Origin of the sequence: Halorubrum sp. SP9 (assembly GCF_005435015.1) — an archaeon.
GTDB lineage: Archaea > Halobacteriota > Halobacteria > Halobacteriales > Haloferacaceae > Halorubrum > Halorubrum sodomense.
The window spans coordinates 1-473 of sequence record NZ_SGXU01000356.1; the positions used below are offsets into that span (position 1 = coordinate 1).

1 protein-coding gene is annotated in these 473 nt (G+C 59.6%); it reads left to right on the forward strand.

What is annotated here, in order from left to right:
- Positions 1-227 precede the first annotated feature (227 nt).
- Entirely contained in the window at positions 228-404 is a 177-nt protein-coding gene (locus EXE45_RS20650; protein WP_199233699.1) for a hypothetical protein, read from the forward strand.
- Positions 405-473: the final 69 nt, after the last annotated feature.

The window sequence follows — 473 nt, forward strand, 5'->3', positions numbered from 1 at the left end:
TCGCCCAGATGAGCAGGACGTTCACCAGCGTGATCGCGACGAAGACCTCCGCCCGATCCGCGATAAACACCGCCGCGGGGACGATCCCGCCGAGGATCAGGAGCACGGCCTGTTGGATCGAGAAGTCCATACCGTAGCCTAGCGCCCGCTGGGAATATATAATACCCGTGTTTTCAGGGTCCGAGAACGGATGGATCTTATATAGCTCTCTGTTGTCAAGCCCGCCCATGAGCCGAAACGAGACCGCACACGGTCCGCCGGGCGACGTGAGCGGTGACACCGAGGAGTTCGATCCGATCGGGACCCTCACGCTCATCGGGATATACTTCGTCATCCTGGTGCTGTCGTGGGTGTACATCTACTACATCGAGTTCCTCGGCCGCGATCTGGTCGTCGTGGGGTGATCACGAGATGCACATCCACGCCTACGAGAAGATCTGGCTGGCCGCGTCGGTACTGCTGATCCTGTTCCT